The organism is Bradyrhizobium sp. (genome assembly GCF_035309285.1).
Taxonomy (GTDB): Bacteria; Pseudomonadota; Alphaproteobacteria; order Rhizobiales; family Xanthobacteraceae; genus Bradyrhizobium.
Genome location: NZ_DATGFH010000122.1, coordinates 1 through 24,276, shown reverse-complemented (window position 1 = coordinate 24,276; position 24,276 = coordinate 1). Strand labels below are relative to the sequence as shown.

The following is a 24,276-nucleotide window of genomic DNA, read 5'->3' as shown; positions in this document are numbered from 1 at the left end:
GCTCATTTGCCGGGCGTGCAGTCCTTGGCATAGCGATCGCCATAGTTCTCGAACACTGTCTGCACGATCTCGGTCTGGAATTTCCCGTCCGGACGCTTGGCCACCTTGGTCAGATAGAAATTCTGGATCGGATAGCCGTTGGTGTTGAAGTTGAAGCCGCCGCGCAGCGAGGTGAAGTCGGCTTTCTTCAATGCGGCCGCCACGGCGTCCTTGTTGCCGAGGTCACCCTTGACGGCCTTCACGGCGCTGTCGATCAGCATCGCCGTATCGTAACCCTGCATTGCGTAGGTGCCCGGCACGATTTTGTAAGCCGCCTCATAACCGGCGACAAACTTCTTGCTCTGCGGGTTGTCCAGATTGGGCGCCCAATCGGCGCCGCCGAACATCCCGAGCGCCGCATCCTGTTGCGCCGGCAATGTCGATTCATCGACCGTGAACGCCGATAGCACTGGGATGCTGTCGGCTAGACCGGCCTGGCGATACTGCTTCACCAGGTTCACGCCCATGCCGCCCGGCATGAAGGTGAAGACGGCATCGGGCTTCAGCGAAGCGATTTTGGTAAGCTCGGGCTGGAAATCCAGCGTCCCGAGCGGCACGTAGGACTCTTCGACGATCTCGCCCTTGTAGTCGAGCTTGAAGCCTGAAACGGAATCCCGGCCCGCCTGATAGTTCGGCACAAGAAGGTAGACGCGCTTGTAGCCGCGATCCTGCGCGACCTTGCCGAGGATCTCGTGGACCTGGTCGTTCTGGTAGGAGGTCACGTAGAAGAACGGGCTGCACTCCTTGCCGGCATAGCTCGAGGGACCGGCGTTCGGGCTGATCAGGAACGTCCTGGTGTCGATGACGGGCTTGTGGATCGCCAGCAGGATATTGGAGAAGATCGGCCCGACGACAAAATCGACCTTGTCGCGTTCGAGCAGACCCTTGACCTTGGTGACGGCGGCGTCGGGCTTCAACTCGTCGTCGACAGCAATGATCTCGACGTCCCTGCCGGCCATCTTGCCGCCAAGATCCTTCACTCCGAGCGCAAAGCCATCGCGTACCTGCTGGCCCAGCGCTGCGGCCGGTCCCGACAGCGTTACGATCACGCCGATTTTGATCTTATCCTGCGCGGCGGCCGAGCCGCTTGCAAATCCCAGCAAGACCACGAGTCCAGCCAATCCCAAGCGCTGCTTCATTGATCCCTCCTCACCGGCGGCCACGTATATCCGCAGCCAGCTCTGACTTACGCTTCATATCCAAGCTTATTCTGACGATGGTCATCGCTGCAAGCGAGGCGGGATCGAGTTTGCCCCCGGGAAAGAGGTCGAGGAATGTCGCATGCAAGCTGCAGGCCAGTTGTTTGAAACCTAAAGAAATATGACGAGCAACGCCGCGTTTGACTTGCGATATGCCGCAAATTATTTGAAGCTGAAAACGATGGCCAAAGCCGGGGCGAGCACGGGCCGTGACGTTTTTTGGCAAAAAGCTTTTCGGGTAGTAGCAATGGCAAGCATGATCCTTGATTCCGAGACCAAGGCCGTTGAAAACGACCATGGCGACGAGCTCCGGTTGTGGCTTCGCCTCTTGACCTGCACGACGCTCATTGAGGGCACCGTGCGTAGCCGCCTGCGCGAACGGTTCGATGTCACGTTGCCGCGGTTCGATCTGATGGCCCAGCTCGACCGAGCGCCCGAGGGCATGACGCTCTCCGACGTCTCCAAGCGCATGATGGTCTCGAACGGTAATGTGACCGGGCTCGTGGAGCGCCTGGTTGAATCCGGCCACCTCGACCGGCGCACCTCGGAATCTGACCGCCGCGTGCAGGTCATCCGTTTGACCAAGCTTGGCCGCGCTGAATTTCGCCGCATGGCTGCCGAGCACGAAGCGTGGATCGCCGATATCTTCGCGGATCTGACGCCGAAGGATGTCCGCGAATTGATGCGACTGCTGGCAAAAGCCAAGGGCTCGGCGCAGAAGAGCGCCAGCCGCCGAGCACCGTAAGTCGCGTGAGCGGGATCGACTACGAGGTCGAATACAACAACCGGGCGCGGGTTCCCGAGAACCCCGCGCTTATGGCCGGCTGGGCGAGGGATGCTGCCGCTTACCGCCTGCAGCGCGCGCCGCGGTCGATGCGCTACGGACCGGGCAGCCGCAACACCATCGATTTCTTCGCCGGCGATGGCCAGGGGCCGGTCGTCGTTTTCATCCACGGCGGCTATTGGCAGGCACTCGACGGCTCTTCGTTCAGCCATTGCGCAAGAGGGCTCAACAGCCACGGCATCGACGTTGCGGTGCCCACTTACGATCTCGGTCCGCTGGTCAGCATCGATACCATCATTCAGCAGATGCGCGCCGCGGCACGTGAGTTGGCGCGGCTTGGTCGGCCGCTGGTGATCAGCGGCCACTCGGCGGGTGGGCATCTGGCGGCCTGCATGCTGGCAACCGATTGGCCTGCGCTCGACACCTCCTTGCCGACGGAATTGGTCATTGCGGCCTATGCCATCTCCGGCCTGTTCGACCTGGTGCCGCTGGTCGAAACCTCAATCAACAAGGCGCTTGGGCTCGATGGCGAAAGCGCCAAAGCCGCCAGCCCTCTGTTCTGGAGACCGCCGGCACAGGGCATCCTCGATGCCGTGGTCGGCGAAAAGGAGAGCGCGGAATATCACCGCCAGAGCCGCACCATCGCCGAGTCCTGGGGAGCGGCGGGAATTGCGACGCGGTCGGGAACGATCGGCGGAGCCAATCACTTCACCGCGATTGCGCCGCTGGCGGAAGGGGGTTCGCCGATGGTGTTGCGGCTGAAAGCCCTGGCGCGGCGCTAGGTCGGGTGCGAAAATCCCCTTTGGACGAGCCGGATTTGCCCTCTTGCGTCCAGATATTTTAAGTATAAAATATTTAAGGATAAAGCGCCTGCCGGGCGTTTTCGAACTTTGGTCCTGGCCTTTCAGAAAGCGAGGGACAAATGTTGGGTAGAACTTTGAACCTTGGCCCTTCAGGGCATGTCGACGATTTTGCGCGGCGCAACCTGCCGCCGCCGGAGCAATGGCCGGAGCTTTTGCGCGATCGGCCGGAGTTTCAATACCCGGATTATCTCAACGCTGCCGTCGAGCTCACCGATCGTATCGTCGAGCGCGGGATGGGCGACAATATCGCGCTGATCGGCAATGGCCGCCAGCGTACCTACAAGGAGCTGGCGGATTGGTCGAACCGGCTCGCGCATGCACTGGTCGAGAACTACGGCGTCAAGCCCGGCAATCGCGTCCTGATCCGCTCGGGCAACAACCCGGCGCTGGTGGCGGCATGGTTGGCTGCGACCAAGGCGGGAGCCGTGGTGGTCAATACCATGCCGATGCTGCGTGCGGGTGAGCTCGCCAGGATCGTCGACAAGGCCGAGATCGCGCTGGCGCTGACCGACAGCCGCACCGCCGACGAACTCGTCGCCTGCGCCAAGACGAGCCGCTTCCTCAAGCAGGTCGTCAATTTCGACGGCACCTCGAACCATGACGCCGAGCTTGACCGTGTGGCGCTGAACAAGCCGGTCAAGTTCGAGGCGGTGAAGACCGGCCGCGACGATGTCGCGCTTCTCGGCTTCACGTCGGGCACTACCGGTGAGCCGAAAGCGACCATGCACTTCCATCGCGATCTCCTGACGATCGCGGATGGCTATGCGAGAGAAGTGCTGAGGGTTACGCCCGACGACGTCTTTGTCGGCTCGCCGCCGCTGGCCTTCACCTTCGGGCTCGGCGGCCTTGCGATCTTCCCCTTGCGCTTCGGCGCCACTGCCACGCTCCTGGAAAATGCAGCGCCGCCAGAGATGGTCAAGATCATCGAGACCTACAAGGCGACCATCTGCTTCACTTCGCCGACTGCGTATCGGGCGATGATGGCGGCTATGGACAAGGGCGCCGATCTTTCATCACTGCGGCTGGCGGTCTCCGCCGGCGAGACCTTGCCGGCCCCGGTGTTCGAGGCCTGGACCCGCAAGACCGGCAAGACCATCCTCGACGGCATCGGCAGCACCGAGATGTTGCATATCTTCATCACCAACCGCGAGGGCGATGCGGCGGCGGGTGTGACGGGACATCCCGTCACCGGCTACGAGGCCCGGATCGTCGACGACGAGATGAGGGAATTGCCCAATGGCACCGTCGGCAAGCTTGCCGTGCGCGGACCGACCGGCTGCCGCTATCTCGCCGACAACAGGCAAGCGAATTACGTGCGGGACGGCTGGAATCTGACCGGCGATGCTTTCGTGCGCGATGAGAAGGGACGTTTCTCCTTTGTTGCGCGCGCCGACGACATGATCATCTCCTCCGGCTACAACATCGCTGGCCCCGAAGTGGAAGCGGCGTTGCTCTCGCATCCCGCCGTCGCCGAATGCGGCGTAGTCGGGGCGCCGGACGAAGCCCGCGGCATGATCGTCAAGGCTTATGTCGTGGTCGCTGCCAACGCGAGCGCCGGCGAGGCTCTGGCGACTGCCTTGCAGGAGCATGTCAAGCGCGAGATCGCCCCTTACAAATATCCGCGCGCTGTCGAGTTCGTGACCCAGTTGCCGAAGACGGAAACCGGCAAATTGAAACGGTATGCGTTGCGCCAGATGGCGCAGGCCCAGGCGACGTCGCGAGGCGTCGCCGCAGAATAGATCAACGGAGATTTTCGTGAATACGACGGAAGCGCCCAGCCTCGCGATCGAGACGAGCGCGAAAGGGGAGAGATCGGCCTCAGCGCAGGTCCTGCAGCCGAGCGGCTGGCCCGCGCCGAAGGGCTACGCCAACGGCATGGCCGCCGAGGGCCGCATTGTGGTCACCGGCGGCGTGATCGGCTGGGACCGACAGGAGAAGCTCGCGCACGGCTTTGTCGCGCAAGTCCATCAGACGCTCAGCAACATCGCAGCGATTCTCGCGGAAGGCGGCGCACGGCCGGAGCACCTCGTGCGTCTGACCTGGTATGTTGTCGATATGGACGAGTATCTGTCGAATCTGAAAGAGCTCGGCAAGATCTATCGCGAGATCTTCGGCAGCCACTATCCCGCGATGGCGCTGGTGCAGGTCGTGCGCTTGGTCGAGAGGGCCGCACGGGTCGAGATCGAAGCTACCGCGGTAGTGCCGCGTTAGAGCATGATCCGGAAAAGCCTGCCCAGCACTTGAAGCGGGGCGGACACCGGTTTTCCGAACAGATCATGCTCAAACAAAAAAGCTAAAGCGCGATAGCGGGCAGCTATCGCGCTTTAGCTGTACCACCCGTGGGTCAATCAATTCCGATATGAGGCGTCGACGCGGTTGAGCTTGCGCAGCAGCGCGGGCCAGGCGAGATCGCCGTTGCGATTCGGCTTGTCCGGCCACGGCTTCACCCTGTCGAACGTCTTTTCAAGAATCTCGGTCGAGGGGATGATGAGCTTGGTGTTGCAGGACAGCGCCATCACCTGCACCTCGCACGACCGCTCCATGCGGTACAGCAGGTTGAACGTCGCGGGAATGGTGCGGCCGACCACCAGCAGACCGTGGTTGCGCAGGATCATTGCCTCGTGATTGCCGAGGTCACGCACGAGCCGCTCGCGCTCACCGATATCGTCGGCAATGCCTTCGAAGTCGTGATAGGCGATATGGACGAAGCGCATGGAGGTCTGCGCCAGCGGCAATAACCCGCATTCCATCGCCGACACGGCCATGCCGGCCGGTGTGTGCGTATGCGCAACGCAATCGACGTCGTGACGCGCCATGTGGATGGCGCTGTGAATGACGAAGCCCGCGACGTTGACATTGTAGTCGGTGACGTTGAACAGCGTGTTGCCTTCGACATCGACCTTGATCAGGCAGGACGCGTCGATCTCCTCATAGAGCATGCCGTAGGGGTTGATCAGGAACTGGTCGTGATGGCCGGGCACGCGGCAGGAGATGTGGTTCGCGATCATCTCTGTGTAACCGTACATCGCGACGAGGCGGTAGGCGGCGGCGAGATTGACGCGGGCGTCCCACTCTTCGGGGCTCACCTGCTCACGGACTGATTTGACGATCTTGATCGCGGGCGCATTGACCGGCGGGTTCATGAACTTCCTCCGTTTGAACGGGACGTCTTCTGGCGGCATTCCCTGCGGCGAGAGGATATCTGCAACTATCGTCGCATCGCAAGGCACGTCCGGCCCAGTATGCACCCCCGAGCCTTGTTGCAGGGCAAAACAGCGCCGTCGCAAATCCTTCGTGCGCGGCCTATAGTTGGAGTGGAACATCGGCGATCTTGCCCGAAAAACCGGAGCTTTCTCATGAAGACCATCCGTTTTGCCTTGCTCCTGCTGGCGCTGGCTTGCCTTGCGCCATGGCAGTCCGCCAAAGCGGCTGACGTCATCTGTTACAACTGTCCGCCGGAATGGGCGGACTGGGCCTCCATGCTCAAGGCTATCAAGGCTGATCTGCATTACGACATCCCTCTCGACAACAAGAACTCCGGCCAGGCGCTGGCGCAGATTCTCGCTGAAAAGGCTAATCCGGTCGGCGACATCGGCTATTTCGGAGTCAATTTCGGCATCAAGGCGAAAGCACAAGGTGCCCTTGAGCCCTACAAGCCGGCGAAATGGGACGAGGTACCGGCGGGCCTGAAGGACCCGGACGGCTACTGGACCACGATTCATTCCGGCACGCTCGGGCTGTTCGTGAACAAGGACGCGCTCGGCGGCAAGCCGGTGCCGGCCTGCTGGAAGGACCTTCTGAAGCCCGAATACAAGGGCATGGTCGGCTATCTCGATCCGACCTCGGCTGCGGTCGGCTATGTCGGCGCTGTCGCGGTCAACCTCGCCCTCGGCGGTTCATCAAAGAACTTCGATCCCGCGATCAACTACTTCAAGGAATTGCACAAGAACGACCCGATCGTTCCGAAGCAGACATCTTACGCCCGCGTGGTCTCGGGCGAGATCCCGATCCTCTTCGACTATGACTTTAATGCCTACCGCGCAAAGTATTCGGAGAAGGGCAATTTCGAGTTCGTCATCCCCTGCGAAGGCTCGGTGGTGTTTCCCTATGTTGTCGGCCTCGTGAAGAACGCGCCCGACAAGGACAAGGCCAAGAAGGTCTTGGACTATCTCCTGTCCGACAAGGGTCAGGCGATCTGGACCAACGCCTATCTGCGCCCCGCGCGCCCGATCGAACTGCCTGCGGCGGTGAAGAGCAAGTTCCTGCCCGACAGCGACTACGCCCGTGCCAAGGCCGTCGATTGGGGCGAGATGGAAAACACCGAGAAAGGCTTTGTCGACCGTTATCTCGCCGAGGTCCACTGATTGCAGTAAGGTGCCCTCGGTGCTTTAAGGGCTTGGGGCGCCATCGCTGATGTCGAATAGGTCCTTTATCCGGCTATGCCTGCTGCCGCTCGCGGTGGTCACCGTGGCCTTTTTCCTGCTGCCGATGGCGCGCCTTGTCGTGACCGGCGCGGAAGGACCGCAGGGGCTTGCCGCGTATCTCGCAATCCTGACGGAGCCGCGCTACCGCGCGACCTTGATCAACACGGTGTTGCTGGCGGCTGCGACCACCGCAGTGACGCTGATCGTGGCCACCATTGCCGGCATGTTCCTGCAGCGGCATCGTTTTCCCGGCCGCGCGGTGCTGATCGCGATGTTGACCTTTCCGCTCGCTTTTCCAGGCGTTGTGGTCGGCTTCATGATCATCCTGCTCGCCGGTCGCCAGGGCATGATCGGCGACCTATCCAGTCATCTGATCGGCGAGAAACTGGTCTTTGCCTATTCGATCTACGGGCTCTTCCTCGGTTACCTCTACTTCTCCATTCCGCGTGTGATCCTCACCATCATGGCCGCGGTGCAGAAGCTCGATGCCGGGCTCGAAGAAGCCGCTCGCTCGCTCGGCGCAGGCCCCTGGGCGGTGCAGCGCGATGTCGTGCTGCCGGCGCTGGCGCCGGCCTTCGTTGCCTCCGGCGCGATCGCCTTTGCGACCGCGATGGGCGCGTTCGGCACCGCGTTTACGCTCGCGACCAATATCGATGTGCTGCCGATGCTGATCTATACCGAGTTCACGCTGGCTGCGAATTTCGCGACCTCCGCGGCGCTGTCGGTCGGGCTCGGCCTCATCACCTGGTTCTTCCTGGCGCTGGCCCGTTCGTTCTCGGGCAGCGCGGTCGCCGCAGCCGGATGAGATCATGCGCGATCGTCTGATTTTCGCCGGCCAGTTGCTGTTCACCCTGATCGTCGCCGCATTCCTGGTGGTGCCGGCATGGCTCTCAATCATGGCCGGCGTCACCGTGAATTATTTCCGCGGCATTCAATCCGGCGTCACCCTGCAATGGGTGGCGCAGGTCTGGGACCTCTATGCCGAGACGATCCTGCTTTCTTTTGTCATCGCCTTTGCGACGCTGGCGGTGACGTTGCTGGCCGGCGTACCTGGCGCCTATGCTCTGCATATGCGGGGAGGGCGGCTGTCGCGGATCATTGAGGAGCTCATCACGCTGCCGCTTGCCATCCCTGGGCTCGCGATCGCGCTTGCGCTGCTCCTTACCTATGGTGGCTTCGGCGAATTCCGACGCTCCTGGCTGTTTATCATGGTCGGGCATGTCGTCTTCACCATGCCCTTCATGGTGCGATCGGTGATGGCGGTGTTCGCCGCCGTCGACATTGAGACGCTGGATGAGGGCGCGGCTTCCCTTGGCGCCTCACCCTGGCGCCGGTTCCGCGACGTCATCATCCCCAATGCCGTGCCCGGCATCCTGGCCGGCAGCCTGATGGTGGTGACGCTTTCGCTCGGCGAGTTCAACCTGACCTGGATGCTGCACACGCCGCTGACCAAGACGCTGCCGATCGGCCTTGCCGACAGCTACGCGTCAATGCGGCTGGAAGTCGCCTCCGCCTATACGCTGATCTTTTTCATCATGATCATTCCATTATTGGTGGCGATGCAGCTCTTCGCCGAGAAGGAGCGCGTGCGATGAACGGGACAGCCGGACACGGTGTCGCTGTGCACGTCGACGGTTGTGGCAAAACCTTTGCCGATGGTACGCGCGCGCTTTTGCCTGCAACGCTCGACATCGCGCGCGGCGAAACGCTGGTGCTGCTCGGCCCCTCCGGCTGCGGCAAGACCACGATGCTGCGCATCATCGCCGGCCTCGAAGTGCCGGACGAGGGCGGCCGGGTGCTGTTCGACGGCAAGGACATGACTTCCGTGCCGATCGAAAGGCGCAACGTCGGCATGGTGTTTCAGTCCTATGCCCTGTTTCCGAACATGAGCGTAGCGGCAAACATCGGCTACGGGCTGAAGGTGCGCGGCTTACCCAAAGAGGAGCGCGCCGAGCGCGTCGCCGAATTGGTCGCGCTGACCAATATCTCCGGTCTCGAGAACCGCAGGATCGATCAGCTATCCGGCGGCCAGCGGCAACGTGTGGCTCTGGCACGGGCGGTTGCGATCCGCCCCGGCGTCTTGCTGCTCGACGAGCCGCTCACTGCCTTGGACGCCGCCTTGCGCGAACGCTTGCGCGGCGAGCTCAATCGGCTATTGCGCGCGCTTGGCATCACTGCGATCTACGTGACCCATGATCAGTCGGAAGCCATGGAGCTCGGCGACAGAATTGTCGTCATGAGCAAGGGCGCAATTGCCCAAGTGGGTACGCCGCGCGAGATCTACTTCACGCCGCGCAACCGATTTGTGGCCGAGTTCATCGGCGCGGCCAACATCATCGAGGCATCGGTCGAGAACGGTCATTTGCTGTTGCCGGGTGGACGACAGCCCATCACCAGCCACGTCAATCGGGCGGTCGTGGTCGCCATGGTCCGCCCGGAATCGATCCGGCTTGCCGAAGTGGACGCCGCGGCCTTGACGGGCACGATCAGCAGCGTCGCCTTCAACGGCGACCGTCAGCGCCTCGTCGTCAGCGGCGCCGCGGACAAGCCGTTGACGATCGATGCGCCCAACACCGTGCAGGCCAAACCCGGGGACCGCGTGGGCCTGTCGATCCCGCCGGAAGCTGTCCGCCTGTTACCGCTTGAGGATTGACCTGACCGATGCCGAAACAGCTTCGCATTGCCCAGATTTCCGACCTGCATATCAAGCCGCCGGGCAAGCTCGCCTATGGCCGCGTCGACACCGCCAAAGCGCTGGAGCGCTGTGTGGCGACATTGAATGCGTTCGAACCGGCGCCGGATTTCCTGGTGATCTCGGGTGATCTGGCCGACACGCCAACCGTGGAGGAATATGATCATCTCAAGCGCCTGCTCGCGCCGCTGAAGCTGCCCGTTGCCGCTATTCCCGGCAATCACGACAGCCGCGAATTGATGCGCAATGCGTTCCCAGACGCTCCCCATGCCTTTGCATCCGGCGCGCTTAACCAGAAGATCGAGAAAGGCCCGCTCGATCTCGTGCTGCTCGATTCCAGCGTCCCCGGCAAGCCGCATGGCGAGCTTGACGCGCCGACGCTTGAGTGGCTCAGCGAAACGCTCGCCTCGTCACCGGAGCGGCCCGCGTTGCTATTCCTGCATCATCCGCCATTCATCGCGGGCATCTGGCATATGGATCGACAGAATCTGCGCAATGCAAACAAGCTGGCGGCGATCATCCGGCGCCATCCGCGGGTGCAGATCGTGGCGACCGGCCACATCCATCGCGCCGCGTTGACGATGTTTGCGGGCGTGCCCTGTACGATATGCCCCGCTCCCAATCACGCCGTCGATCTCGATCTTGCCCAGTTGCGCGCGCCTTCATTCCGGATCGAGCAGCCCGCATTCCACCTCCACACATGGTTCGAGGACGACGGCTTGGGACAGGTGGTAACGCACCAGGTCCCGATCGGGAAATTCGACGGGCCGCATCCGTTCTTCGGTCCGGATGGCAAACTACTGTGAGCGACCAACCGCGCGATAACTCATCATCGCGCATTAGCTCTTCGCTTGCGCATGATCCGTCGGGTCAGCCCGAGGGCGGGCTTCAGCCGGCCAGGTCCCCGTCGGCTTCCAGGGGCTGGGGCTCGTCGCGCCGCTGGTGCGCGGCGGTCAGCTTCGCTTGATCGGGGTCTGCACGCCGAAGCGGCTACCGCAGTTTGCCGACGTACAGACCATCGACGAATCCGGGCTGCCTGGCTTGTTCTTCAATTCGTGGTTTGCGATTGTCGCACCCGCCGGAACGCCAAAGGCGATCGTAGCTCGCCTCAATGCCGAGATTCTGAAGGTGCTTAGCGACCCGGTGTTCGGCGCAAGCTTGATGGATTGGGCTTGGTCGTGCGCGGCAGTTCGTCGGAGGAGCTGGGTGCGATCACCCGCGATCAGCTTGCGAAATATGGACGCGTAACAAGGGAGATGGGAATCAGCAGCAAGTGAAATCGCTCCCGCGCGTGTGGCGGCAACGGCGTCATTGGCGACGCCGGGCGTCCCGACATCGCAGCGTGCATGCACCGTTGTGTACTACCGTTGTCTCCCTGTACTCATCCGGTTCGGTTCAACCGATAATCATTCGCATGGTGGCAACCTGCACGCTGCGCATGATGAGCCCACAGAGATCACAGGCCCAAGCGCTTGTTCTACCAAGATCTTTCGCTAGTCTGGCCCGGATGGTTGGAGGAAGCTCGGGGTGTTTTGCCAGGTCTGTTCATCGACCCTGAAAGCTGGCGACCTCTATTGTTCGTTCTGCGGTGCCGTCGTGCCGGACCACCTGTCCCGGCCGCGGGCCGACGTTCGGATTGCGGGCGAGCGGAAATATCTCACCGTTCTTTGTGCCGACCTGCAGCGCTCGACCGACCTGATTTCGGAGCTTGATCCCGAATCCGCGATCTCGCGGCTTGAGCCTGCGCTCAACGCCATGCGCGTCGCGGTTCGCCGCAACCGGGGCATCGTCAGCAAGGAAGGCGGCGACGGCCTGATTGCCCTGTTCGGCGCGCCGCATGCGGACGACAATCATGCGGTGATGGCCTGCCAGGCCGGCCTGGAGCTCGTTCGGCGCATCAAGCTATTGAATGATCCCGCACTTCAGGTCAGGGTCGGTATTCACTCTGGCTACGTGGTGACCCACGTCATCGAGGCCGATCTCTCCTCAATCTACGAAGCGGGCGGGCCCGCGGTGCATCTGGTCAAGCGGCTCGAAGGCGCCGCCCAGGCCGGTCAGATCATCGCGTCGGAGTCCTGCCAGAACCTGTCATCCGGGCTCGCGGTCTTCAATGCCCTGCCGCCAAAGCGGCTGGAAGGATTTCCCGCGCCGGTGCCATGCTACGAACTTGTGGAAATCAGCGGACTGACGCGCTGGCATGCCCGCTCGGCCAAAGGACTCTCCTCCTTTGTCGGGCGCGCCGACGAGCTTCTCCAGTTGCAGCGAGCGGCAGGCGAGGTCGATGCCGCGTCCGGGCGGGTCGTCGCACTGGTAGGCACCGCGGGCATCGGCAAATCCCGCATGGCGCATCAATTCCTTGGCGGCCTGCGCCAACAGAACTGGCAAGTCCTGGAGGCCGACGGCAATCCGCTCGAGCAGGCCGTTCCCTTTGCGCTGTTCAAGAAGCTGCTGCAGAGCGCCCTGGCGGCGGGCGATCTTGCGCTGACCGATGCGGCTACGGTGTCGGCCGCAGAGCCGCCGCCGCACTCCGATCTCTGGCCGGCCGCGCTTCAAGCGATCCTCGATCAATCGGTCACCGATGCGCGTTGGGGCGAACTTGAGCCCTTGCTGCGGCGGCGGGTGATCGGCGACGCCGTCCTCAACGCCATCGACAAGGTCGTGGCAACGCGGCCAACCGTGCTGCTGCTGGAGGACCTTCACTGGATCGACGGACAAAGCGAAGCCGCCATCGAAGGCGTTCTATCGCTCGCCGCACACCGCCCGCTTCTGGTGCTGCTCACCTGGCGGACGGAGAATACGCCGGGGTGGCTGGCGCGGCTTGACGTCCGGCGGATCTGGCTGCGGTCACTCGATACCGAAGCGGCGACGGCATTGCTTGACGGCATGCTTGGCGTGGGCGCCCACCTCGATGACATCAAGGGACATGTGCTGCGTCACACCGGACAGGTGCCGTTGTTCATCGAGGAAGTCGCAAGGCAGCTCATTGCGGGTGGCCTGCCGCCGGCCAACGGAGCTGCGTCGCTCTCGAAGGCTGCCTGGGAGGCACTGGGCATTCCTCCCACGGTGCAGGGCGTGATCGCCTCCCGCATTGACCGCCTGCCCAACGAGGACAAGACCTTGCTGCAGCTTGCCTCGGCGGTCGGCCCGCTGGTTTCGCCGCAATTGCTGGCGGCGGTGACGGGAATGCCGATGGCGCCGTTGCAGAGCCGGCTGTGGTCGCTCGAGATCCTGGACTTCCTGGTAGAGTCACGATGGTTGGCTTCGGTCGAGTATGTGTTCGCTCACGATCTCATTCGCCAGGTGGCCTACGACTCGATCTTGCGCTCACAACGGGGCGAACTGCACCAGCGCATTCTGGCGGCAATGGAGACTGGCGCCGCAGGACGCGAGGAAGAAGTCGTCGAGGCGTTGTGCCAACACGCGGTGAAGGCGCAGGATTGGGCCAAAGCCGACCGCTACGGGCACCTCGCGGCGAAAAAAGCGTTCGCCCGTTCGGCCTTTCGCGATGCAACGGAATACTTCCAGATCGCCATGGATGCGGTCGACAAGCAGCCGGAGTCGACTGTTCGCGAGCGACGGGCGATTGATTTGCGGATCGAGTCGCGGGTTGTGTTCGGTCCATTCGGCAAGATGGAGGAGTGGTTCGGCCTTTGCCGCGAAGCCGAACAACGTTCCGAGAAAATGCAGGACGAGGGGCGTCGGCTGGCGTCGATCGCGATGCGGGCCGCGGCGCTGAATTTCTACGGCACTCCCTATGAAGGAATTGCTGCAGGAGAGGAGGCCCTTGCGCTTGTCAATCAGTTGGCAAATAGAACCTGGCTTGGCTTCGTCGAATTTGGCCTGGGACAATCTCACTTTCTCGCCGGAAGATTTCGCGAGGCCGAGCGGTGGTTGGAAAAGGCAAGCACGCGCTTCGCTGGAGCGCCTGGCGATGTGCCGCCCGGAGTTACGGCGTCAAATCTGCTTGTCCTATGTTGCATGATGAAATCGATCGTCTACGTCTGGCTTGGCGAATTTGAGTGCGCGGAGAAATGTGCAGATGATGCGCGCCAACTGGCGCAGGCCGAAGGCAGACAATACGACCTCATTTCAGCATGCTACGCCCATGGCGTGCTCGAGCTGTGGCGAGGCAACTTGCCGACAGCGGAAGAGGAGCTTGGTCACGCTCTCAAATTGGCGCAGGACAATGAGGTACGGCAGTTTCTGCCGCTCGTGATGGGAAGTCTTGCCAACGTCCATACACAGATGGGCAACGCGACGGGCGCGGAAGCTTTGCTGCTCAAGGCCAAGGAGGAGGCGGAGTCCCTAGGCCACCAGAGCAGCATGGTTGTGATCCCTGCCTATCTCAGTTCGGCCTATAACCAGCTTGGTGACAGCTTGCGAGCTATCACGTTGGCCCGCGCTTGTCGTGCAGGTGCCAAGCAAAGGGGCTATGTCGGCATCGAGGCGCTCGCCGCGCTCGCTGAGGCCAACGCCTTGGCGGCGAAAGGGGCGGGGGCCGATGAAGCGATCGACTGCTTCAAGCAGGTCATTGAGCTGGCCTCAAGGATCGAAGCGCGGCCCTTGCTTGGGCTTGCAAGGAGCGCGCTCGGCCGCCTGTTGGCCGATTCCGGAAGGATGGCTGAGGCTCAGGAGGAGCTTTTCCAGGCCATAGCACTTTTTGATCGATCAAAAATGACCGCTCAACTGGAAAGTGCTAGAAGTCTCCTTTCGAGGTTTTGAAAGGTGTTTTGGAACACGGCGATTTTAGCCGCATGTGGCAGGAGCAAAGCATGTCTGGAGTGGTTTATAGCGGCAAGTTCGAAAAGAAGATCAACGAGTTATACAGCCCGAAAAACATTGGCGAGACGGCCAAGAAGTTTGCCGAATACGAGAAGCAGCATGGGCCCTACAAGTTCGGCCAAGGCTACACCAAACACATCGTGCCGAAAGCCGATGACTGGGCGGATGAGTCTGGATCGACCGCCGGACACAAGAATTGGGAAAAACATTCCGGCGACATTCCCGAGCACATCCGCAACCGGCTGACCGAGGTGATCTCCTCAAACCTCAAGTCGGCCCATCCGCTGCCGATGGTGCTGAAGGTCGGAGAGAATGTCGACAAGACGCACGACCTGCACATACGGACTTTTGTCCACAAGGGCCATGTTCATATCGGCATGCATATCCTCTGCCCGAACAATTCGCTTAAATAGTCGATAATCGGACATCTCTGTCGTACCAAAACCGGCAGGACCCGCCCGGTTTTGGGGGCCGCTGGGGTTTCGGCAGCATGTCAGCACAAGTCCGCATCGGCGGCCCGGACTTGCCAGCGCTTGGGCGTTCTGCCCGCAAGCCTATCCCTGTCTTTGCAGCCTCCAAATCCATCTCACGGAATTTGCTGGTCGGCCTGCCCCGGGTGGCATTGTGCTGTGCGGTGGCTGGCTTCTGGTCCGTCCTCTGGCCCCCGACTGCGCCTCAAAAACCGGTTTCCGGTTGAAATTGCGACCGCCGTTGACTACGGAAGGAACGGACTTGGCGTTCCTTGTGGAGTTCGAACCGGCGTGCCGCACGATAACACAGGAGATGCTCGCCGCCCACCGAGCAGCAAAGTGTCGGTGCTGCGCAAGCATGAGATCTTCAGCGACCTCGATAACGAGGCGCTCGAGCAGCTCGGGCGCTACGCCAAGCACACAGTCCTCAAGCGCGGCGCGACCATCTTTTCCAAGGGCGATCCGGGCAACAGCCTGTACGCGGTGATCTCGGGGACGGTGAAGATCAGCATCTCTTCGCCAGACGGCCGTAACGCCATCCTCAATCTGATCGGTCCTGGCGAGACCTTCGGCGAGATGAGCGTGCTCGACGGCCAGACGCGGAGCGCGGACGCGATCGCCAACACCAATTGCGAGATCTATGTCATCGACCGCCGCGACTTTCTGCCGTTCATGCGCAGCCAGTCGGCACTCTCCATGAAGTTCATCGAGCTGCTGTGCGCGCGGTTGCGCTGGACCAGCGACCAGGTCGAGCAGGTGATCCTGCAGGATCTGCCGGGCCGGCTCGCAAGCGCGCTGCTCGGGTTGACCGAAAAGCGCAAGCTCGAGCCCACAAGCCAGACCATCGCCATCACCCAGCAGGAAATCAGCGAGATGGTCGGCATGACCCGTGAGAGCATCAACAAGCAGTTGCGCGCGTGGGCGGCACGGAGCTGGGTCCGGCTCGAGCACGGCGCCATCGTCGTGCTCGATACTGCCTCGCTTCGCGAACTCGCCGAGGCCGGCGCCGGCACGGACGACTGAAGCGCGCCCCGCGCGCGCCGATTTTCTGATCATTCGGTGAAAAATTCATCGCGGATCGTGCGCGCGCGGATAGACCGGTCGCCCCGCAAACACTCAACCGTCGATGATCGCAACCGCGCGCGTCCAGCCGGCGGACGCGCGTTCGATCTTCACGGGAAAGCACGACACCGTGAAGCCGGTGGAAGGTAACAGTTCGAGATTGTGCAGCTTCTCGATGTGGCAATAGCCGATATGTCGGCCGGCCTTGTGGCCCTCCCAGATCAGGCTCGCGTCCTTGGTCTCGGCATATTTCTTGGCGGTGTAGACAAACGGCGCATCCCAGCTCCAGCCGTCGATGCCGGTCAACCGCACGCCGCGCTCCAAGAGATACATCGTCGCTTCATAGCCCATGCCGCAGCCGGAATTGACGTAGTCGGGCCGACCGTATTTGGCGCCGGCCGAGGTATTCACCACGACGATCTCCAGCGGCGAGAGTGTATGTGCGATGCGCTTGAGCTCGTTCTCGACGTCCCTGGCGGTTGCGACATAGCCGTCCGGCAGGTGCCGGAAGTCGAGCTTCACGCCGGACTGAAAGCACCATTCGAGCGGCACCTCGTCGATGGTCCAGGAACGCTCGCCGCGATTCATCGTGGGATGAAAGTGCCAGGGCGCATCGAGATGCGTGCCGTTGTGGGTGGAGAGCGACACCTGCTCGACCGCCCAGCCCTGACCATCGGGCAGGTCCTCCTTCTTCAAACCTTCGAAGAACTGCAGCATGCGCGGCAGCCCCTGCTGGTGATCGATATACTGGATGGTCGGATGATTGCCCGGCGGGTCGGCCGGCACGTCGTTCTGCAACGGCACGGAAATGTCGATCAGCTTTCGCGCCATTGCGCTTGCTCCCGATTGTCTCGATGAAGGTTAGCGCAATTGCGGCCCGCGTCTCAAAGGCCGAACACTGCCACCGCGCGGATCGGAGAAGCCGTACCCTCACGCCACTTCATCGGCAACCCGATAAAGGTGAATTGGCCCTCGCCGAGCAGAGCCTCGAGGTTGCAGAGACTCTCGATATGGGTGATATCGAGCTCAAGGCAAGTCTTGTGCACCAGGAGATTCTCGGCACTATCGGTTCCGGGCCGCATCGAGTCGATGCCGAAATGGACGATGCCCTGCTTGGCGAGCCATTCGGTCGAAGCGACATTCACACCGGGATTGTCGGTCGAATATTCCTTGCGTGGGAACGTGCGTTGGTGATGGCCGGTGCAGAGCAGCACGGTGCCGCCTTTCGGCACGCCGACGCCGGCCTTCTTCACGGCGGCCTCGAGGTCTTCAGCCGTGATCTCCGTCTTCGGCGTGATATGGCGCAGATCGAGGCAGATGCCCGGCACGATGCATTTTTCGAGCGGGTATTGGTCGATCGAGATGCCCTTCGGACCGAAATGCCGGGGCGCATCGATATGCGTGCCGCCGTGATCGGCCATCGAGATGAACATCGATGCCAGCCCCCAGACGTTGCCGGAGGCGGCAAGCCCATCGGCATGGTTCTGCCACACGCCGTGGATGATGGGCGGATGTCCGGGATAGCTCGGGGTACGGTGATAAAGCTCGCGACTGAGGTCGACGATTTTCATGAAGGGCCTTCCGGGGAAACATTGCGCCGAGAGTCTAGCGCAGGACGTGCCCCGGGAGCCACAGCGAGATTTCAGGAACGTAGGTGACGAACATCAGCACGATGAACATCACCGCGTAGAACGGCCAGATCCGGCGCATCACCTCCTCGATGGAGACCTTGCCTACCGCGCAGCCGACGAACAGGATCGAGCCGACCGGTGGATGGCAAAGCCCGATGCCGAGATTGAGCAGCATGATCATGCCGAAATGCACCGGATTGACGCCGAAATTCTGCATCACCGGCAGCAGGATCGGGGTTGCGATCAGGATCGATGGCGCCATGTCGACCAGCGTCCCGAGCAACAGCAGCAGGATGTTGATCATGAACAGGATGACGTATTTGTTCGATGAGATCGACAGGAAGAACGCCGTGAGCTTGGCCGGCATCTGCGTCAGCGCCATGATGTAGCCGACGCTGGAGGCGCAGGCGATCAGCGTCATCACCATCGCGACCGTACGAAGCGTACGATGCAGCAGCACCGGCAGGTCGCGCCAGCGATAGTCGCGGTAGATGAACATGGTGACGAAGAACGCCCACATGCAGGCGACGGCGCCCGCTTCGATCGCGGTGAAGATGCCGCCCAGGATGCCGCCGAGGATGATGACGAGCGTCACCAGTCCCCAGGCCGCGTCGATCGAGATCTTGATCGCGTCCTTGACCGGCACGCTCTGCCCCTGCGGATGGCCCTCGCGATAGGCGATCACGAGGCACAGGATGATGAGGGAGAAGCCGAGCAGCAGGCCGGGGAAGACGCCGGCCATGAACAGGGCCGAGATCGAGATCGTGCCGCCGGTTGCGAGCGAATACAGCACCGCGTTGTGGCTCGGCGGCACCAGCAGCGCCTGCACCGAGGAGGAGATGGTGAGGTTGGTCGCGAACACGCGCGGATAGCCGGTCCTCTCCATCTGCGGGATCATCACCGAACCGATCGCCGAGGTATCGGCCACCGCGGAGCCGGAGATGCCGCTCAGGAAGGTCGTTGCCAGCACGTTGACCACCGAGAGGCCGCCGCGCACACGGGTGAAGCCGACCAGCACGTCGGCAAAGGCAACGAGCCGCCGCGCCATGCCACCTTCGGCCATGATCGCACCGGCCAGCACGAAGAAGGGAATGGTCAGCATCGCGACCTTGCTGACGCCGTCGGAGATCTTCAGCATCAAGGCTTCCAGCGGAATCCCGATCCACATGGCGCCAACGATCGCCGCCATCGCCAGCGCATAGGCGATCGGCATGCCGATCAGGAAGCAGACCACCATCGTTCCGAGCAGGATCAGGATGTCCATGGATTGGCCTTTCAACCGCTCATTCGAATGGCGCGGCTTCGGAGTGGTGGGCGATCGGATCGGGTGGGGCGCCCAGGACAATGCGCTCGATGATGAAGAGCAGGAGGCACGCGCCGCCGACCGGAATCGGCATATACGTGATACCGACGGAGAGGAAGGGGAAGTCGGCGATGGTGTTGTACCAGGTCACTTCGACCAGCTTCTCGCCCCAGATCACCATGAACAGCGCGATGACAGCCATCAGCAGCTGCACCACGAGATCGAGCAGCCGCCGCGGCAGCGGCGGCAGCTTGTCGGCGAAGTATGAGATGTTCATGTGCAGATTGAGCCGGTATGCCGCCGCGGCACCGATGAAGGTGAGCACGATGGTGAGCAGGATCGCCAGCGGCTCCGGCCATGACGCCGCGCTGTTGAGCACGTAGCGGGTGAACACCGCCCAGGGGATGATCGCGGAGATCAACACCAGGGCGATGCAGCCGACGAGCACGCACAACAGATAGAGATAATCCATGATGCGGCGATACAACGCGGCCATGTCGGGACTCCAGGATTAAGAGATTGCGCTTTCAGGCGATCTCCTGGACGCGCTTGATCATGTCCTGGTACTTCGGACCGTATTTGTCCCACACCGGCTTGACTGCGGCCTGGAACGGCGCCTTGTCGGCAATCTCGACGATCTCGCAGCCCGCAGCCTTGGCCTTCTCCATCGCGGCCTGCTCGTACTTGTTCCAGAGCTCGCGCTCTTCCATCTGCGCTTCGCGCGCGAACTTCTTGATCAAGGCCTGGTCGTCGGCCGAGAGCGCCGTCCAGGCCTTCTTGGAGAAGGCGAGCACTTCGGGAATGATGAGGTGCTCGGTCAGCGAGAAGTGCTTGGCTGCGGTGTAGTGATTGCTGAAGACATAGCTCGGCGGGTTGTTTTCGGCGCCGTCGATCACGCCGGTCTGCAGCGCGCCGAACACCTGGTCGTAGCCCATGGCAATGCCGTTGGCGCCGAGCGCGTTCATCATGTCGATGAAGATCGGATTGCCGATGACGCGGATCTTCAACCCTTTGAGGTCGTCGATGGTTTTGACCGTCTTCTTGGTGTTGTAGACGCTGCGCGCGCCGGCATCCATCCAGCACAGCCCGACCAGTCCGGCATTGGCGTTGGCAGTGATCTTGTCGAGCAGGGCCTGCCCGACTGGTCCGTCCATCATTTTGCGCGCATGCGCCGTGTTCTTGAACACGAAGGGCATGTTGACGACGTTGATGTCGTCGACGATCGGCCCCAGCGCGCCGGCCGAGACGCGCAGCAACTGGATCGCGCCGATCTGGGTCTGCTCGATGGTTTCCTTCTCGGCGCCAAGCTGCGCCGAAGGATACATCTGCACCGTGAGCCGGCCCTTGGTCGCGGCGTCGAGCTTCTTGCCGAGGTTTTCGGTCGCCGCCACCGTCGGATAGCCGGCCGGCTGCACGTCGGCGGCCTTGAACACGGTTTTCGCCTGCGCGTATGCGGCCGAGAATGGGGGCAGCGTCGCAACAGCGCCAAGACCTACGCCAGCACTTGCGCTCAGTTTGAGAAAATCACGTCGCTTCATGTGCAGTCCCTCCCTTGTATCGTTGTTTGATGTCTCAAGCCGCCGGCCATATGCCCGGCGGCCGTTCAGTCTTCATGCTCGGTCGTCAAAAAACTCCGGATTGATGTCCTTGATGCCTTCGATATCGCCAAGCAGGCGCTCGATATGTTTGGTCATCGCCTTCGCCGCGCCGTCGGCATCATGCGCCTCGATTGCGGACAGGATGCGCTCATGCTCGGCGATGACGGTCGCCATTCGTCCCGCCTGCGGCAGCGTCAGTTGGCGGAATCGATCGACATGGACCTTCACCTGCAGGATCAGCTTCCAGATGCCGGGATATTTCGCGATCTCGGCGATGGTGGCATGAAACAATTCGTCGGCCTGGTGAAACGCTTCGCGATCGTGCGCGGCATCGGCCTCGCGCTGCCGCTGCACGATCGAACGCAACGCCAGAATCTGGCTCGCGGTCGCATGCTCGGCAGTCAGCCGCGTGGTGGTTTCCTCGAGCGCCCTGCGGATGACGATCGCTTCCGGCAGCGCTCTGATCGGAATACGGGAGACATTGATGCCGGACTGCGGGAAGATTTCGATCAAGCCTTCGTCCGATAATTTTAGGATCGCTTCGCGAACCGGCGTGCGGCTGACGCCATAGGATTGCGCGATCTCGCCCTCCGAGATCGCTTCGCCCGGCCGCCGGGCAAGCGAGACCAGCTCGGCGCGCAAGTCCGCGTAGATGCGCGACGCAGCCGTCGCCGTGCGCGGCCGGCCGTTGCGGCGGACGATGACCGCGGGCGCCGAGGCCTCGGCTTTTTTGCTCGCGCGTGCGCGCATGCTTGCTCCCTAGACTAATATATTAGTATATGAATAAGCAGATGAGGGCAAGCGGACTTATTTTGAGAGTCTGCAAGGAGCTTTGACGTGACCGACTATCGCAAACTGTTCGATCTTTCCGGAAAAACGGCCGTGGTGCTGGGTGCGGCGTCCGGGATCGGCAAATCCTCCGCCGAGGCATTGGCTTCGCTCGGCGCCAGCGTGCTCTGCGCTGATCGCGAGGCTGCTGGCGCGGAGGCGACCGCCGCCGGCATCGGCGAGAGGGGTGGATCGGCGTTCGCGGCCGCCTGCGACGCCGCAAGCCGCAGCGACGTGGCGGAGTTGGCGAAGGTCGCGCGCGGGCAATTCCCGCGGATCGACATCGCGGTGACGACGCCGGGCCTCAACATCCGCAAGACCATCCTCGACTACACCGAGGAAGACCTCGATCGCGTGGTGAATCTCAATGTCAAGGGCACGGTGTGGTTTTTCCAGGCCTTCGGCGGCATCATGGTCGAGCAAAGGGGCGGGAGCCTGATCGCCTGCTCCTCCGTGCGCGCGGTGACAATCGAGCCGGGGCTTGCGGTCTATGGTTCGACCAAGGCTGCGATCGGCTTGCTCGTGAAGGGCTTTGCCTCCGAAGTCGGGCGCGCCGGCGTGCGTGTCAATGCGATCGCGCCGAGCATCGCCGAAACCGCGCTGACCGGGCCGTTCAAGCGGCGGCCGGATATTTACAATCTCTATGCTGGACACACCGTGTTCAACCGCTGGAGCAGCGCCGACGAGGTTGCGACGGCAGTGGCCTATCTTGCCTCAGATGCAGCAAGCTACGTCTCAGGCTCGACATTGTTTGTCGATGGCGGCTGGACCGCGGTCGACGGGCCTCCGACCGGACTCACGCAGCTCCACAAATCATAGGAAGCCGGCAAGGGCGCGAGCGTCGCGCGCCTCGGCGCTGGTGAGCAGATTGATCAGCGCCTGCGCTTCGCGCTCATGCGCGGCGCTGGTGGTGGTGCCTGCCGTGTACATGGTCGCGAGCTCGCATCCCTTGGGCAGTGCGCCGCAGAGTTCCACGCCGCTGGTCGAAATGATCTCAGTCGACTGCGTGCAGCCGATCGGATGCTTTGCGGTGGAAGCCGCCAATTCGCGCATTGCAGTCGCTCCGTTCGGATAGATCTTCAGCCGCGCAATCACCTCATCGGTGATGCCAAGCTGCGCCAGCACCTTTGCGACATGGATGCCGGCGGTCGACGCCTTGGTGTCGGGCACGAAGATCGCATCCGCTGCCAAAAATGCGGCGCGCAAGGCATCCGCATTTTGAGCGTACACTCTGGGACCGCCGCTCCGCACCGCGAGCGCGGTCTCGACCAACCCGACATCCTTGATCGAGGAGGAGACCACCAGCTTCTCCTCGACGAGCTTCGCTACCAACGCCGACGTCAGTATGATGATGTCGGTGGCGACCCCACTGCGCAATTTCTCCGCCATGCCGCCGACGGCGCCGAACTCGCCCTTGATCTCGAAGCCGGTCTTCGCCTTGAAGGTGGGCGCGAGGCTTGCGATCAGGCTGTGCGCCGCACCGCCGCTCAGAATATTCAGATGGCTCATGAAGACTGTTCCATCGCCGCGATCAGGCTGTCGCGCGTGATCGGCAGCCTGCGCACGCGCACGCCGAGGCAGTCGAACACGGCGTTTGCGATTGCGGCCGTCACCGGCCCGTGCGCGGCTTCGCCCGCGCCAACCGGGTCGATCTCCGAGCGCTGGATCACCTCGACCTCGACCTGCGGTACTTCGGAGAAGCGCAAAATCGGATATTCGGTCCAGCTATTGCTGGTGATGCGCGCCCGATCGAACCGCACGCGCTCCTTCAACACCCAGCTTGTGGCCTGGATCGCGCCGCCCTCGATCTGGTTGATCACACCGTCGGGATTGATGGCCTCGCCAACGTCGACCGCGAGCGTCAGCTTCTTCACGCGGATCTCTTCATCGCCCTCGATCTCGGCGATCGCCGCGCAATAGGCGCCGCTGTTCTTGTAGCGGGAATAGCCGATGCCATAGCCGGTGCCGGGCCTCGGTGCGGGTTTCCAGTTCGTGCGCCTCGCCACCGCCCGGATCACGTCGCGAGCGCGCTCGTCCTTCAAATGCCGCAAGCGGAACGTGACGGGGTCCTCGCCGAGGCCGGCGGCGATCTCGTCGAGAAAGCATTCGATCGCGAACACATTGCTCTGCGCGCCGAGCGTGCGCAGCGCCGAAGTGCGAACCGGCATGGTGAGCAGGCGATGGCTTTCGATTTTCCAAGCCGGGAAGTCATAGAGCGGGACCGAGTTGCGGTCGCCGCCGCCGCCATTGGCCTGCAGCGGATTGCCCGAGATCGCGATCGGAAACGGGCTTTCGATCTCGTAGCCAGCGAGCAGCGTTGGCTTGGTGCCGCGGCCCGGGCGCGCCGCATGCCCATTGCTCCAGATCGAATGCCGCCATTCGACGATCTCGCCCTTCGCATCGAGATCGGCCTCGATCTCGATCGCCATCGCCGCGCCAAACGGGCCGTGCGTCAGCTCGTCCGCGCGCGACCATTGTACCCGCACCGGTCTGCCGCCGGCGGCTTTCGCCAGCAGCACCGCGTCGAGGGCGACGTCGTCGGCCGGGTTATGGCCGTAGCAGCCGGCGCCTTCCAGATGCTCGACCGTGATGTTCTCGAGC

At 62.4% G+C, this 24,276-nt stretch carries 24 protein-coding genes and 2 pseudogenes; 15 read left to right on the top strand and 11 right to left on the bottom strand.

The annotated features are described in order from the left end of the window. Positions 1-2 precede the first annotated feature (2 nt). On the bottom strand, positions 3-1,178 hold the full coding sequence (locus tag VKR55_RS23090; RefSeq protein ID WP_324406933.1) for an ABC transporter substrate-binding protein: 1,176 nt from the start codon (positions 1,176-1,178) through the stop codon (positions 3-5). A 316-nt stretch (positions 1,179-1,494) separates the two neighbouring features. Here VKR55_RS23090 and VKR55_RS23085 point away from each other — a divergent pair, with 316 nt between their 5' ends. The 4 genes from VKR55_RS23085 to VKR55_RS23070 all read left to right on the top strand — a co-directional run bounded on the left by VKR55_RS23085 (position 1,495) and on the right by VKR55_RS23070 (position 5,096). Continuing rightward, positions 1,495-1,983 (top strand): MarR family winged helix-turn-helix transcriptional regulator, encoded by a 489-nt coding sequence (locus VKR55_RS23085; RefSeq protein WP_324407015.1) that lies wholly within the window; start codon positions 1,495-1,497, stop codon positions 1,981-1,983. Positions 1,984-1,988: 5 nt separating this feature from the next. Beyond that, positions 1,989-2,804: an alpha/beta hydrolase gene (locus VKR55_RS23080; RefSeq protein ID WP_324406932.1), complete on the top strand. Its 816-nt coding sequence runs from the start codon at positions 1,989-1,991 to the stop codon at positions 2,802-2,804. A gap of 140 nt (positions 2,805-2,944) precedes the next feature. Further along, positions 2,945-4,624 carry a benzoate-CoA ligase family protein gene (locus VKR55_RS23075; protein WP_324406931.1) on the top strand — a complete coding sequence of 560 codons (1,680 nt, stop codon included), beginning with the start codon at positions 2,945-2,947 and terminating at the stop codon, positions 4,622-4,624. A gap of 16 nt (positions 4,625-4,640) precedes the next feature. Then, on the top strand, positions 4,641-5,096 hold the full coding sequence (locus VKR55_RS23070) for a RidA family protein (RefSeq protein ID WP_324406930.1): 456 nt from the start codon (positions 4,641-4,643) through the stop codon (positions 5,094-5,096). A gap of 137 nt (positions 5,097-5,233) precedes the next feature. On the opposite strand, the gene VKR55_RS23065 is transcribed toward VKR55_RS23070, so the two are convergent. After that, entirely contained in the window at positions 5,234-6,028 is a 795-nt protein-coding gene (locus tag VKR55_RS23065) for a class II aldolase/adducin family protein (RefSeq protein WP_324406927.1), read from the bottom strand. 213 nt (positions 6,029-6,241) lie between these two features. On the opposite strand from VKR55_RS23065, the gene VKR55_RS23060 reads away from it, so the two are divergent. The 7 genes and pseudogenes from VKR55_RS23060 to VKR55_RS33110 all read left to right on the top strand — a co-directional run. Then, on the top strand, positions 6,242-7,249 hold the full coding sequence (locus tag VKR55_RS23060; protein WP_324406925.1) for an ABC transporter substrate-binding protein: 1,008 nt from the start codon (positions 6,242-6,244) through the stop codon (positions 7,247-7,249). A 49-nt stretch (positions 7,250-7,298) separates the two neighbouring features. Next, entirely contained in the window at positions 7,299-8,114 is an 816-nt protein-coding gene (locus tag VKR55_RS23055; protein ID WP_324406923.1) for an ABC transporter permease, read from the top strand. Positions 8,115-8,118: 4 nt separating this feature from the next. Continuing rightward, positions 8,119-8,904: an ABC transporter permease gene (locus tag VKR55_RS23050; protein WP_324406921.1), complete on the top strand. Its 786-nt coding sequence runs from the start codon at positions 8,119-8,121 to the stop codon at positions 8,902-8,904. Next, positions 8,901-9,962 (top strand): ABC transporter ATP-binding protein, encoded by a 1,062-nt coding sequence (locus VKR55_RS23045; protein WP_324406920.1) that lies wholly within the window; start codon positions 8,901-8,903, stop codon positions 9,960-9,962. Before VKR55_RS23050 ends, VKR55_RS23045 begins: the two co-directional genes overlap by 4 nt. An 8-nt stretch (positions 9,963-9,970) precedes the next feature. Then, positions 9,971-10,807, top strand: coding sequence for a phosphodiesterase (locus VKR55_RS23040; RefSeq protein WP_324406919.1), 837 nt, complete (start codon positions 9,971-9,973; stop codon positions 10,805-10,807). Positions 10,808-10,904: 97 nt separating this feature from the next. After that, positions 10,905-11,249 (top strand): annotated as a pseudogene (locus tag VKR55_RS33115) (tripartite tricarboxylate transporter substrate-binding protein); the annotation flags it as partial. 279 nt (positions 11,250-11,528) lie between these two features. Further along, positions 11,529-12,029, top strand: a pseudogene (locus tag VKR55_RS33110) (adenylate/guanylate cyclase domain-containing protein); the annotation flags it as partial. A 60-nt stretch (positions 12,030-12,089) separates the two neighbouring features. On the opposite strand, the gene VKR55_RS23030 reads toward VKR55_RS33110, so the two are convergent. Beyond that, positions 12,090-12,374, bottom strand: coding sequence for a hypothetical protein (locus tag VKR55_RS23030; protein WP_324407022.1), 285 nt, complete (start codon positions 12,372-12,374; stop codon positions 12,090-12,092). On the opposite strand from VKR55_RS23030, the gene VKR55_RS23025 reads away from it, so the two are divergent. The 3 genes from VKR55_RS23025 to VKR55_RS23015 all read left to right on the top strand — a co-directional run bounded on the left by VKR55_RS23025 (position 12,258) and on the right by VKR55_RS23015 (position 16,276). Beyond that, a complete protein-coding gene (locus tag VKR55_RS23025; RefSeq protein WP_324407014.1) occupies positions 12,258-14,723 on the top strand; it encodes an ATP-binding protein in 2,466 nt (821 codons plus the stop codon). The genes VKR55_RS23030 and VKR55_RS23025 overlap by 117 nt on opposite strands. A gap of 8 nt (positions 14,724-14,731) precedes the next feature. After that, positions 14,732-15,196: a hypothetical protein gene (locus VKR55_RS23020; RefSeq protein WP_324406917.1), complete on the top strand. Its 465-nt coding sequence runs from the start codon at positions 14,732-14,734 to the stop codon at positions 15,194-15,196. Between the two features lie 348 nt (positions 15,197-15,544). After that, entirely contained in the window at positions 15,545-16,276 is a 732-nt protein-coding gene (locus VKR55_RS23015) for a Crp/Fnr family transcriptional regulator (RefSeq protein WP_324406915.1), read from the top strand. Between the two features lie 93 nt (positions 16,277-16,369). Here VKR55_RS23015 and VKR55_RS23010 read toward each other — a convergent pair whose 3' ends face one another. The 6 genes from VKR55_RS23010 to VKR55_RS22985 all read right to left on the bottom strand — a co-directional run bounded on the left by VKR55_RS23010 (position 16,370) and on the right by VKR55_RS22985 (position 21,597). Continuing rightward, positions 16,370-17,146: a cyclase family protein gene (locus VKR55_RS23010; protein ID WP_324406913.1), complete on the bottom strand. Its 777-nt coding sequence runs from the start codon at positions 17,144-17,146 to the stop codon at positions 16,370-16,372. 53 nt (positions 17,147-17,199) lie between these two features. Next, complete coding sequence (locus tag VKR55_RS23005; protein ID WP_324406912.1) at positions 17,200-17,886, bottom strand: cyclase family protein; 687 nt, start codon at positions 17,884-17,886, stop codon at positions 17,200-17,202. A gap of 34 nt (positions 17,887-17,920) precedes the next feature. Further along, positions 17,921-19,210, bottom strand: a complete 1,290-nt coding sequence (locus tag VKR55_RS23000) for a TRAP transporter large permease (RefSeq protein ID WP_324406911.1) — start codon at positions 19,208-19,210, stop codon at positions 17,921-17,923. A gap of 19 nt (positions 19,211-19,229) precedes the next feature. Continuing rightward, the gene (locus VKR55_RS22995; RefSeq protein ID WP_324406910.1) at positions 19,230-19,745 is read right to left on the bottom strand and encodes a TRAP transporter small permease; all 516 of its coding nucleotides are present in this window, start codon (positions 19,743-19,745) and stop codon (positions 19,230-19,232) included. 31 nt (positions 19,746-19,776) lie between these two features. Then, entirely contained in the window at positions 19,777-20,787 is a 1,011-nt protein-coding gene (locus VKR55_RS22990; RefSeq protein ID WP_324406908.1) for a TRAP transporter substrate-binding protein, read from the bottom strand. Between the two features lie 72 nt (positions 20,788-20,859). Next, positions 20,860-21,597, bottom strand: coding sequence for a GntR family transcriptional regulator (locus VKR55_RS22985; protein ID WP_324406907.1), 738 nt, complete (start codon positions 21,595-21,597; stop codon positions 20,860-20,862). Positions 21,598-21,684: 87 nt separating this feature from the next. Between VKR55_RS22985 and VKR55_RS22980 the strand changes: the two genes are divergently transcribed. Beyond that, a complete protein-coding gene (locus tag VKR55_RS22980; RefSeq protein ID WP_324406906.1) occupies positions 21,685-22,494 on the top strand; it encodes an SDR family NAD(P)-dependent oxidoreductase in 810 nt (269 codons plus the stop codon). Here VKR55_RS22980 and VKR55_RS22975 read toward each other — a convergent pair. Together VKR55_RS22975 and VKR55_RS22970 are read right to left on the bottom strand one after the other, a co-directional pair. After that, on the bottom strand, positions 22,489-23,184 hold the full coding sequence (locus VKR55_RS22975) for a molybdate ABC transporter substrate-binding protein (RefSeq protein WP_324406905.1): 696 nt from the start codon (positions 23,182-23,184) through the stop codon (positions 22,489-22,491). The two genes, VKR55_RS22980 and VKR55_RS22975, sit on opposite strands and share 6 nt — an antisense overlap. Further along, the coding region (locus VKR55_RS22970; RefSeq protein ID WP_324406904.1) for a molybdopterin cofactor-binding domain-containing protein at positions 23,181-24,276 on the bottom strand (1,096 nt) is incomplete at its 5' end. The genes VKR55_RS22970 and VKR55_RS22975, both read right to left, overlap by 4 nt.

Coding starts and splice junctions, on each gene's coding strand:
- VKR55_RS23065 (WP_324406927.1), bottom strand. CDS start 6,028: ATGAACCCGCCGGTCAATGCGCCCGCGATCAAGATCGTCAAATCAGTC.
- VKR55_RS23085 (WP_324407015.1), top strand. CDS start 1,495: ATGATCCTTGATTCCGAGACCAAGGCCGTTGAAAACGACCATGGCGAC.
- VKR55_RS22990 (WP_324406908.1), bottom strand. CDS start 20,787: ATGAAGCGACGTGATTTTCTCAAACTGAGCGCAAGTGCTGGCGTAGGT.
- VKR55_RS23040 (WP_324406919.1), top strand. CDS start 9,971: ATGCCGAAACAGCTTCGCATTGCCCAGATTTCCGACCTGCATATCAAG.
- VKR55_RS23050 (WP_324406921.1), top strand. CDS start 8,119: ATGCGCGATCGTCTGATTTTCGCCGGCCAGTTGCTGTTCACCCTGATC.
- VKR55_RS22985 (WP_324406907.1), bottom strand. CDS start 21,597: ATGCGCGCACGCGCGAGCAAAAAAGCCGAGGCCTCGGCGCCCGCGGTC.
- VKR55_RS22995 (WP_324406910.1), bottom strand. CDS start 19,745: ATGGCCGCGTTGTATCGCCGCATCATGGATTATCTCTATCTGTTGTGC.
- VKR55_RS23090 (WP_324406933.1), bottom strand. CDS start 1,178: ATGAAGCAGCGCTTGGGATTGGCTGGACTCGTGGTCTTGCTGGGATTT.
- VKR55_RS23000 (WP_324406911.1), bottom strand. CDS start 19,210: ATGGACATCCTGATCCTGCTCGGAACGATGGTGGTCTGCTTCCTGATC.
- VKR55_RS23045 (WP_324406920.1), top strand. CDS start 8,901: ATGAACGGGACAGCCGGACACGGTGTCGCTGTGCACGTCGACGGTTGT.
- VKR55_RS23005 (WP_324406912.1), bottom strand. CDS start 17,886: ATGAAAATCGTCGACCTCAGTCGCGAGCTTTATCACCGTACCCCGAGC.
- VKR55_RS23060 (WP_324406925.1), top strand. CDS start 6,242: ATGAAGACCATCCGTTTTGCCTTGCTCCTGCTGGCGCTGGCTTGCCTT.
- VKR55_RS22975 (WP_324406905.1), bottom strand. CDS start 23,184: ATGAGCCATCTGAATATTCTGAGCGGCGGTGCGGCGCACAGCCTGATC.
- VKR55_RS23055 (WP_324406923.1), top strand. CDS start 7,299: ATGTCGAATAGGTCCTTTATCCGGCTATGCCTGCTGCCGCTCGCGGTG.
- VKR55_RS23075 (WP_324406931.1), top strand. CDS start 2,945: ATGTTGGGTAGAACTTTGAACCTTGGCCCTTCAGGGCATGTCGACGAT.
- VKR55_RS23010 (WP_324406913.1), bottom strand. CDS start 17,146: ATGGCGCGAAAGCTGATCGACATTTCCGTGCCGTTGCAGAACGACGTG.